The sequence below is a fragment of the Actinomadura sp. 21ATH genome, assembly GCF_041951345.1.
Classification (GTDB): Bacteria; Actinomycetota; Actinomycetes; order Streptosporangiales; family Streptosporangiaceae; genus Spirillospora.
The window spans coordinates 1-9893 of sequence record NZ_JBGNUR010000020.1; the positions used below are offsets into that span (position 1 = coordinate 1).

The following is a 9893-nucleotide window of genomic DNA, read 5'->3' on the forward strand; positions in this document are numbered from 1 at the left end:
GTCACCGCTAGGGTGGCCACGAGGTCTCCGGTGTTGTTCTTCTTGGTCGATGAACGCTCTACCGGAGACCTCACTGCGTCCGGCGCACGACACGCCGCCGCTCATCTCACTTCGAAACAGGCCCTAGCCGTCCGCGCGCCCGCCGGCGTTCTTGGTGATTTCCTGACGGATTGATCGCCCGTATCGTCCTCTTCGTCCGTATTGGCCGCGTTAGCTTCCGATCTCCACGGGGACAGCTACCGCATGTCGTTGAAGGACGCGGACGCCGAGCCCGGCACGCAGGACGGCCCCCCGCCGCCGGAGGCGGTGCGCAAGGCCGTGGTCGCCTCGGCGATGGGCAACTGCATCGAGTGGTTCGACTTCGGCGTCTTCAGCGCCGGCGTGATCACCTCGATCGTCGGGACCGTGTTCTTCCCGCCGGACGAGGGCGGCAGCGCCACGCTCCGCTCGTTCGCGCTGATCGCGGCGGCGTTCGTCGCGCGCCCGTTCGGCGGGATGTTCTTCGGGCCGCTGGGCGACCGGATCGGCCGCAAGCGGGTGCTCGCGACCACGATCATCCTGATGTCGGGCTCCACGTTCGTCATCGGCATCCTGCCCGGCTACGCGACGATCGGGATGGCGGCGCCGCTGGCGCTGCTGGCCGTACGGCTGGTGCAGGGCTTCTCCACCGGCGGCGAGTACGGCGGCGCGGCGACGATGATCGCCGAGTACGCGCCGACCAAACGACGCGGCTTCTACGGCAGCTTCCTCGAACTCGGCACGCTCTCCGGCTACGTCGCCGGCGCCGGGCTGGTGCTCGGCATGCACGTGCTGCTCGGGGACGAGGCCATGCACGCGTGGGGCTGGCGGATCCCGTTCCTGATCGCGCTGCCGCTCGGCATCGTCGGGCTGTACGTGCGGACCCGGATCGAGGACACGCCCACGTTCCAGAAGATGGAGCAGGCCGGCGAGATCTCCCAGGCGCCGCTGCGGGAGACGCTGCTGAACGCCTGGCCGATGATCATCAAGCTGATCTGCATCGTCTTCCTGCTGAACATCGCCGACTACACGCTGCTGACGTTCATGCCGTCGTACCTGACGGCGTATCTCGACGTGCCCGAGGTCCAGGCGCAGCTCATCACGATCGCGGTGGAGCTGGCGATGATCGCCGTGATCGTCCCGCTGGGCGCGCTGTCGGACCGGATCGGCCGGAAACCGCTGCTGATCACGGCCGCGATCGGCTTCGTGGTGCTGAGCTGGCCGGCGTTCGCGTTCATGCAGACCAACTCCGGGTTCGGCGTCGCGGCCGGCTACGCCATGATCGGCGGGCTGCTGGTGCTGATGCTGGCGGTGATCGGGTCGACGTTCCCGGCGATGTTCCCGAGCAAGGTCCGGTACGGGGCGTTCGCGATCGGCTACAACATCTCCACCTCGCTGTTCGGCGGGACGTGCGCCGTGCTGGTGGGCTGGCTGATCAAGGAGACGGGGAGCAACTACGTGCCGGCGTACTACCTCATGCTGGCGGGCCTGGTGGCGATCGGCCCGCTGCTGGTCATCCCGGAGACCGCGGGCGTGCCCATCGAGGAGGCCGGGAAAGCGTGATCAGCGGCGCGCGAACCGCTTGCGGGACCAGGCGGCCAGAGCGGCCGATATGGCCAGGCCCGCTCCGGTCTCGAGCAGCAGTGCGGTCCATACGAAGGTCACTCTGGTTCCTCCCCTCGGGGGTGCCGGGTCCCCGCTCCGGGGCCCGGTCGTCACAACATCCATGATGCGGCCGGTGTTTCGCCGCTCGCCCCATCCGGCGCGTAACCTTCGTCACATAACACCCCAATGACCTGCGGTTAAACCAATCGATCCGCAAAATCGCAGGTCACCGGCTCAAGGGGTGTCCCGGGCAGGCCTTCGATCGTGTGTTCGACTAGGGTGGGCGCGTGGAGCACGTGCCCTTCCTCTGCCCCCGGGGCCATCGGCTGGCGCCGGGGCGCGTCATCGTCGGCTGGTCGCCCTGCGCGTGCCCGCCGTGCGCCGGGCGCGGCCGCGGGCTGCGGGGGCACCGCACCTACCTGTGTCTGACCTGCAAGGACGAGCATGTGACCACGATGTGCTACCAGCCGTACCACATCCCGATGCGGGGTGCCGCGTACCGCTGGCCGTGACCTCCGGAGGCCCGGTCCGGCCAGAGTCCGGACAAAAGGGGTAAACGGTGCGATGGTGGTGAGCCATGGTCGCCTTCGACTTCCCCCGCACGGTCCGCCGCGCCGAACCCCGCCGGCTGATCGAGCACAGCGACGGGGACACCCCGGTCATCCGGCAGCCGATCCGGATGGTGTCGGTCGACACGCCGGAGAAGGCGCAGTACGCCGGCCGCCCGCCCGCCGCCCAGCGCACCCTGGACCGCTGCCGCGACCGCCTCGCCGGCGGGACGTTCGACCGCCTCGTCCCGGCCGGGCTGCGCGACCACCTGCTGGAGCGGCTCACCCCGGACGCCGCCGAACGGCACATCGCCGCGGCCGAGCGCGCCACCGCCCACTTCGCCGACCTGCGCGCGCGCCGGCTGGCCCGTCCAGGCCGGGAGGAGCGCAGCGTCGGAGTGGTGCCCACCGGCGAGCTCATCGACCGGTACGGGCGGCTGCTCGCCTACCTCGCGCCCTGGTACGCGGGCGGCGCGAAGGACCCGCTCCCGCGCCGCGACCACCCCGACCGGCGCACGTTCAACCTCGACATGGTCGCCGCCGGGTGGGGCGCGATGTTCCTGGTCTACCCGTCCCTGCCGGGCGGGGCCGACCTGCGGACGCTGCTGGACGAGGCGCACGCGGCCTGGACGGAGCGGCGCGGCATGTGGGCCGAGTTCGGTGCCGACCTGCTGCTCGCGTACGAGTACCGGGCCTGCGTCAAGCTCGGCGCCGCCCGCATGGAGGACCCGAAGGCCGCGGTGGACGAGGCGTACCGGCGGATCTGCGTGGACCTCGACGGCCCGCGCGTCCTCGGCCCGTACGACTACCACCGCACGCCGCCCTCGCGCCGCCTGTGGATCTGGCGGGAGGACCTGGACCGCGCCCGCGAAGACCTCGACCTGCCACCCGGCTGACCGCCCCGCCCCGCCGGGCCGTCCGCGCCGCGCCACTGGACCGACCGCGCCGCCGGGCCGACCCGCCGCCGCCCCTGGGGGCGGCCGGTAGCCTCGCCGGGTGTTCCGTACATCGAGCCGGCTCGCCGACGGCCGGGAGATCCTCTACTTCGACGAGAAGCCGGGGCGCGTGCCGGTGCCCGATCCCCGCGAACTGCCCGCCGCGGAGCCGCTCTGCGAGGTGCGCCGCGACCCGCTCACCGGCGACCACGTGACCGTCACCGCGCACCGCAACGCCCGCACGTTCCTGCCGCCGCCGGACCAGTGCCCGCTGTGCCCGGGCGGTCCGGCGTCGGAGATCCCGGACGCGGCGTACGACGTCGTGGCGTTCGAGAACCGCTTCCCGTCGTTCTCGTCCCGTACGGCGGCCGTGCCGCCCACGGTCGACGGGGAGGAGCTGTTCCCGCGCGCGCCGGGCCTCGGGCGGTGCGAGGTCGTGTGCTTCACCGACGACCACGGCGCGTCGCTCGCCGGGCTGCCGGTGCCGCGCGTCCGCACGGTGATCGAGGCGTGGGCCGACCGGACCGCCGGACTCTCGGCGCGGGCGGACGTCGCGCAGGTCTTCGTGTTCGAGAACCGCGGGGTGGAGATCGGGGTGACGCTCCACCATCCGCACGGCCAGATCTACGGCTACCCGTTCGTGCCGCCGCGCACCGAGCGGATGCTCGCCATGGCCGCCGCCCACTCCGGCGACCTCTTCGCGGACGTCCTGGCGGCCGAGCAGGAGGCCGGGACGCGCGTCGTGCGGCGGGGCGAGCACTGGACGGCGTTCGTCCCGGCCGCCGCCCGCTGGCCGGTCGAGGTGCACCTGATGCCGCACCGGCACGTTCCGGACCTCGCCGGGCTCACCGCCGCCGAACGGGACGAGCTGGCCGTCCTCTACCGCGACCTGCTCCGCCGCTGCGACGCCCTGTACGACGCGCCGCTGCCGTACGTGGCGGGCTGGCACCAGGCGCCGGCCGGCGCGGGCCGCGACCTGGTCCGGCTGCACCTCCAGCTGTTCTCCGTCCGCCGCGCCCCCGGAAAGATCAAGTATCTGGCGGGCTCCGAGTCCGGCATGGCCGCCTGGATCAACGACGTGCCGCCCGAGCGGATCGCCGAGCGGCTCCGCGAAGTGGCGCCCCGTTTGCCATAACGGGAGAGGTCGGTGGTGTTACGGCATACCAGGCACGGTCAGGGATAAAGGAGACCACCGGACATGCCTGGCAAAGGAGGGCATCAGGATGGCTCATGGACTCACGGCCCTGGGAGACCTTTCGTGCCGCGCCACCGCGATCGACCTCGGCAGCGCCATGGTGCGCATGTACGTGGACGGCCGCGGGCTCGTGGCCAGCCAGCCGTCCGCCATCGCCCGCGAGCTCGGCACCGGCCGGCTGCTCGCCACCGGGACCGCGGCGCTGGCGCTGGCGAACCGCGAGCACGGCGTCCGGCTCGTCCAGCCGATCCGCGACGGCGTGCCAGCCGAGGCCGAGGAGACCGAGGACCTCCTGCGCCACCTGCTGCGCACCCACCACCGCCGCCGCTACATGGCCAAACCGCGGATGGCGATCACCGTGCCGAGCCAGATCAGCCAGGTCCAGCTGGGCGCCGTCCGGCTCGCCGCGTTCGGCGCGGGCGCCCGCCGCCTCACCCTCGTCCCCGTCCCGATCGCCGCCGCGGCCGGTGCGGGCCTGCCCGCCCGCGGCGAGGACGTCGCGATCGTCGCCGACATCGGCGCGCACGTCACCGACGTCGGCGTCGTCATGGGCGGCGAGCTGCTCACCGGGCACACCGCCAGGGTCGGCGGCACGACCATGGACGAGGCCATCGCCGCGCACGTGCGCCGCGAGTACGGCCTGCTCATCGCGCCGCTCACCGCCGAGACCGTCAAGCTCGCCGTCGGCGCGGCCGTCCCCCCGGACCGGGACGTCCAGACGATCGTCCACGGCAAGGACCGCGACACCGACCTGCCCCGCACGGCCGAGGTGTCGGCCGCCGGCATCCACGAGGCGATCGCCCCGGCCCTGGACGCCGTCGTCCGCGCCGTCCGGACCGCCATCGCGGACTCGCCGCCGGAGATGGCCGGCCACTTCTTCTCGTCCGGGATCACGCTCACCGGCGGCGCCGCCCGGATGCCCGGCCTCGCCGACCTCATCCGCGAGAGCACCGGCCTGCGCGCCCGGGTGGCCGAGAACGCCGCCGAGGCCACGGTACGGGGCGCCGCGACCCTGCTCCGCCCCATCCGCGGCTACGAGTCCAACCGCCTGCCGCCCCTGGGCCACCGCCACACCCTCGTGCACTGAACCCGGAGAACCCGGCGCCCGGCCGGTGATCGACATCGAGTGATCGCCCGGCCGGGCGCGTGCCCGGGTCAGCGGTGGTACTGCTGCCGGACCTCCTTGGCCGTGGCCGGCCGGTCCAGGAAGAGCAGCGTGTCCATCCGGCAGTTGCAGGGGTTCTGCTCCTGCGTGTTCTGCGGGAAACTGCCGCCGATCTTGATGCCGCGCGGGTCGGACGCGGTGGTCAGATCGGGCTCGGGCTCGCCCTCCAGCGCCCACGGGTCGTCGGTACGGGTGTAGAAGCCGTCCAGCGGCCGCCCGTTCTTGTAGAGGGCCATCGTGCCGTCGTCGAAGTCGAACGTCGCGGCCAAATGGACCCATTCGCCCTTCGGCAGGACGCTCTGCCAGTCCTGGCTCGCGGCGAACGTCTGCGAATCGCCGCCGTCGAGCCGGCGGCCGAGCGCGACCACCTTCAGCTCGCCGTTCACGTTGATCAGTTCCAGCAGCGCGCGGACGTCGTGGCCCTGGGACGTGCCGGTCAGCACGCCCGCGAGCCCGATGGCGTTGAACATGTCGTTCGGGTTCGCGGTGTTGGAGTTGGGGCTGGGGTTGGTGCCGGTCATCTTGAACCAGCCCATGATCGTGGCGCCGCGGGCGGCGTTGTACGCGCGCAGCGACGGGACGCCGGTGGGCGAGTGGATCCCCGCCTTCCAGTCGTCGTTGCCCGCCACCGCCGGGTTGACCTGGCCGAGCTGGAGCGCGCGCCCGCTCCGGTGGTGGGCGCGGTCCCGGACGCGCATGGCGGCGCCCCCGTTGACCAGGTCGATGTCGGTACCGGACCGGCCGAGGTCGCGTTCCTTGGCCGGGTTCCCGCGTACGGGAGAGTCGAAGTCGTAGTACGCCACGACGCTGCGCTTGAGCGAGGGGGCGACGTCCGGCCCGCCGTGGGCCGCAGCCGGGGCGGCGGCGAGCGAGGCGCCGACCACGGCGGCGGCCAGCACCGCCGGAACGCGACGAATGATCATCTTGGGCTCCCTTGGGAGGCCCCGGGCGGGCGACGGGAGGTACGCCCGCCCGGGGCGGGTTCGGCTGGTCAGGAGGCGCGGGTGCCGGTGACGGTCAGGTCGCGCAGCCGGCCGATGTTGTCGAACGAGCCGAAGCCCACCCGGCCGGACGTGAACGTCCTGTCCACGGCGGTCATCAGCGGCTTCGCCGAGCCGTCCACGTAGACGCCGATCTCGCCGGTGTCCGCGCAGTGCCGCACCTCGACGTCGTGCCACTTCGCGTCGGTGACGGCGGGCGGCGCGCCCGCGGGCATCTCACGGTTGCCGTTCCACTGCCCGTCGATGCGCAGCCGGTCGGCGTTGTTCACCGCGAAGATCCCGTTGTGCGGGTAGATCGTGTTGTCGGTCGACAGGTGGGCGTAGTAGTACTCGGTGTCCGACTTGTAGCCGAACACGATGATCACATCGCGGTTGGTCACCTCGACCGGGGTGTCCAGCCTGACCTCGGCCCTGATCCGGGACGACCCCAGCTCCGGCCCCTTCCGCAGCACCGCGTACTCGAACGGGCGGCGCGGCCCCGGCCGGGCCTCGCCCGCCTCGGCGAGCACCACCTGGCCGTTCTCGAACCGCCACTTGGACGGCGTGACCGGCGCCCAGTCCCCGGCCTTCGCCGCGCCGTTCACCCTCACCGGGGAGGTCTTGCAGTCGGCGAAGGCGCGGGTGCCGACGACCTTCCAGATCTTGCCGTTGGCCTTGGCGATCAGGTACGGCTCGCCCTTGGCGTCCTGCCCGATCCGCAGGTCGACGCGGTTGTCGCCGGCGAGCTGCTTCATGGTGACCGGGTTGCCGGCGGTGTCGTACGCGGTGAGCTGGTAGATCTGCGCGCGCTTCTTGCCGGCCGGGTCGCGCCGCATCTCGCGCTCCTCGGTGTAGAGGAGCCGGCCGTCCACGATGTCGGTGAACACGTACTTGCCGCGCAGCGCGGGCAGCTTCCCGCCGCGGTAGACGTAGCCGCCGGAGATGGCGTGGCCGCTGTCGCTGGTGCAGGAGTGGCCGGGCGGGCGGTCGTGGTCGTAGGCCGCGACCGGGTACTCGTAGCCGTACTTCGCGTCGTCGGCGGGCAGCGGGTACAGGTAGCAGCGGTCGTTCTTGTCGAACCGGAACGCGCCCTCGCGCTCGCTCCAGCCGAGGTTGCTGCCGGGCGAGATCTGGTGGATCGACTCGATGGCGTGCTCGCCGATGTGCGCGAGGAACATCCGCTTGGAGCCCTTGGTGTCCCAGCTGAAGCGGTGCGGGTCGCGCATGCCGTACGCGTAGATCTCGCCGACCTTGCCGGCCTGCCCGGCGAACGGGTTGTCGGCCGGGATGCCGTACTCGCCGTTGGCGCTGTCGTTCCCGGCCGGGTCGATCCGCAGGATCTTGCCCTGGGGGACGGCGAGGTTCTGCGGGTCGCCGCCGTTGTCGCCGACGTTGCCGTTGCCGCCGTCGCCGACCGTCACGTAGAGCTTGCCGTAGTCGGCGCTCCCGCGCTCGGCGTTGGGGTTGAAGTCGATCTGCTGGATGCCGTGGATGCGGCCGGAGAACCCGATGCGCAGCAGCTCGCGGCGGGTGCCCTCGAAGGCGTCGGCGGACGGGTCGGCGGCCGTCCACTCGTTGACGATGCCGTGGTACGCCGTCCTCGGCTGCGGCGTGAGGTCGGGCTTCTTCGTCTTGAGCGCCTCGCCCGCCTCGACGTGCACCGTGTAGAACTTGCCGTTCCGCCGGTAGTCGGGGTGGAACGTGACGAACCCGAAGCCCTGGCCGAGGCCCTGCGCGGAGAAGAAGTCCGGCGCGAACGTGGCGCCGACGTCCAGGTAGGTCTTCGGCTCCCTGGTCTTCTTGTCCAGGAGGTACATCCTGCCGTTGAGGTCGGGCACGGCGAGCCGCCCGGACCCGTCGGGGACCTCGCTGACGTAGTTGATGCGGTTGTGCCGCTTCAGCCGCGGATCGGTGACCAGATCGGCCGGGGTGGGCGTGGACTTCGGCAGCTGGGCGACCTCCTCGACGACGAGGCCGAGCCCCGCCGGCGCCGGGTCGTCCGGGATCGGGTCTTTGATCGGGCCGTCGTCACGGGCGGTGGCGGGCGGTACCGCCACCAGCGTCGCGAGGAGGGCGAGGATCGTCGGTACGGACCATTTCACCTTGGTCATTCCGGCCGTCCAATGGGGGGTGGGTGGCTAGAAAGCGCTTTCTGGAAGCGCTTTCCCGAACGTACGAGGAACCTCCTGAGCCGTCAAGAACGAATTCTTCTGAGAACCGAGTCGCCCGCCGTGGCCACCGCGGCCACGGCGAGCCCGACCGGCGCCGCCGCCGCGACCCCGGCCAGCGTCAGCCCGAGCGCCACCGCGGCCCCCGGCGCCCACAGCCACGTCGCCACGTACCGGCCGCCTCCGGCGGGCCCGGCCCGGTCCCGCGGGGGCGCCCCGGCCGCGCCCGCCCGCTCGCGCGCCGCGCGGCGGCGGCGCCGCACGGCCTCGGCGGTCATGGGCGGGATCAGCGCCGGGAGGACGGCGGCCAGCAGCGTGAGCCAGTCCAGCATGAGCCGGTCCACCCGCGTCGCCCCCAGGACCGTCCCCGGGACGGCCAGCACGAGCACCGCCGCCGCGTCCGGCAGCCGCGGCGCGAAGCGGCGCACCGCGAAGACGCCCGAGTGCACCGCCGCCAGCGTCGGAGCGATCACCGCCGCCGCGACGAACAGGTTGGCGACCGGCAGCCCGTCCGGCCCGGCCAGCACCGCCACCACGTCGGTCGAGCCGCTGGACGCGGCCACCCCGGCGCCGACGACGGTCGCGGCCAGCGCGGGGACGACCAGCAGGCCGACGCACCACCACAGGTCGTACCGGCCGCGCAGCCCGGCGGTGAAGTCGGGCGCGCGCACGGCGAACACCGAGACGTACCCGATGTACCCGGCCAGGTCGGCGACCAGCAGCAGCGGGCCGCCGTCCGGTACGGCGGTGACCGGCGGCGAGGACGGTGCCAGCCGGACGGCCACCACGGCGACCAGCGCGATCGCGGTGAGCGTGGTGATGAGCGCGACGGCGTTCCAGCGTCCGCCGCCCGCCAGCAGCACCGCGACGATGGGGGCGGCGAGCAGCAGGACGCCGGCCGCGTCCGGGATGCCGGTCAGCGCCGCCACCGCGCCGCCGCCCAGCCCGACGTTGAAGCCGAACCAGCCGATCATGGCGAGCGCCAGCAGGCCCGTCACGGCGCGGTCGGTCGCGGGCGGCAGGTAGCGCGGCGACAGCTCGGCGAGCGTGGCGTCCTCCCCGGCGGGCGGCCGCAGCCCGCGCTCGCCCTGGGCGGCCAGCAGCACCGCCATGACGAGCCCGCCCACGACCAGCACCACCAGCGGAAGGGCGCCGTCGTGCCGCCCGCCCACCTGCGCCCCGAGGACGAGCGTCCCCGGCGCCGTCCCGATCCCGAGCCAGGCCCCCGCCGAACTCCGCCACGTGCGTCCACCGCCGGGGGGGGGGGGGGGGGGGGGGG

The 9893-nt window shown here is 72.9% G+C and carries 8 protein-coding genes; 5 read left to right on the forward strand and 3 right to left on the reverse strand.

What is annotated here, in order from left to right:
* Positions 1-243: 243 nt before the first annotated feature.
* From ACA361_RS36005 to ACA361_RS36025, 5 genes are all read left to right on the forward strand, one after another.
* On the forward strand, positions 244-1581 hold the full coding sequence (locus ACA361_RS36005; RefSeq protein WP_375019575.1) for an MFS transporter: 1338 nt from the start codon (positions 244-246) through the stop codon (positions 1579-1581).
* A gap of 329 nt (positions 1582-1910) precedes the next feature.
* A complete protein-coding gene (locus ACA361_RS36010; protein WP_375019576.1) occupies positions 1911-2135 on the forward strand; it encodes a hypothetical protein in 225 nt (74 codons plus the stop codon).
* A 65-nt stretch (positions 2136-2200) separates the two neighbouring features.
* Entirely contained in the window at positions 2201-3067 is an 867-nt protein-coding gene (locus tag ACA361_RS36015; RefSeq protein ID WP_375019577.1) for a thermonuclease family protein, read from the forward strand.
* A gap of 100 nt (positions 3068-3167) precedes the next feature.
* Positions 3168-4241, forward strand: coding sequence for a galactose-1-phosphate uridylyltransferase (galT, locus tag ACA361_RS36020; RefSeq protein ID WP_375019578.1), 1074 nt, complete (start codon positions 3168-3170; stop codon positions 4239-4241).
* A gap of 88 nt (positions 4242-4329) precedes the next feature.
* A complete protein-coding gene (locus tag ACA361_RS36025; protein WP_375019579.1) occupies positions 4330-5388 on the forward strand; it encodes a rod shape-determining protein in 1059 nt (352 codons plus the stop codon).
* 68 nt (positions 5389-5456) lie between these two features.
* On the opposite strand, the gene ACA361_RS36030 is transcribed toward ACA361_RS36025, so the two are convergent.
* From ACA361_RS36030 to ACA361_RS36040, 3 genes are all read right to left on the reverse strand, one after another.
* Positions 5457-6389 carry a hypothetical protein gene (locus tag ACA361_RS36030; RefSeq protein ID WP_375019580.1) on the reverse strand — a complete coding sequence of 311 codons (933 nt, stop codon included), beginning with the start codon at positions 6387-6389 and terminating at the stop codon, positions 5457-5459.
* A 68-nt stretch (positions 6390-6457) separates the two neighbouring features.
* Positions 6458-8557 (reverse strand): PQQ-dependent sugar dehydrogenase, encoded by a 2100-nt coding sequence (locus ACA361_RS36035; RefSeq protein ID WP_375019581.1) that lies wholly within the window; start codon positions 8555-8557, stop codon positions 6458-6460.
* 83 nt (positions 8558-8640) lie between these two features.
* Positions 8641-9786 carry a hypothetical protein gene (locus tag ACA361_RS36040; protein ID WP_375019582.1) on the reverse strand — a complete coding sequence of 382 codons (1146 nt, stop codon included), beginning with the start codon at positions 9784-9786 and terminating at the stop codon, positions 8641-8643.
* Between the last annotated feature and the right edge of the window lie 107 nt (positions 9787-9893).

What these genes read in the sequence shown, in the direction of transcription:
- ACA361_RS36030 (WP_375019580.1), bottom strand. Translation starts at nt 6,389, where the DNA reads ATGATCATTCGTCGCGTTCCGGCGGTGCTGGCCGCCGCCGTGGTCGGC.
- ACA361_RS36025 (WP_375019579.1), top strand. Translation starts at nt 4,330, where the DNA reads ATGGCTCATGGACTCACGGCCCTGGGAGACCTTTCGTGCCGCGCCACC.
- ACA361_RS36015 (WP_375019577.1), top strand. Translation starts at nt 2,201, where the DNA reads ATGGTCGCCTTCGACTTCCCCCGCACGGTCCGCCGCGCCGAACCCCGC.
- ACA361_RS36005 (WP_375019575.1), top strand. Translation starts at nt 244, where the DNA reads ATGTCGTTGAAGGACGCGGACGCCGAGCCCGGCACGCAGGACGGCCCC.
- ACA361_RS36035 (WP_375019581.1), bottom strand. Translation starts at nt 8,557, where the DNA reads ATGACCAAGGTGAAATGGTCCGTACCGACGATCCTCGCCCTCCTCGCG.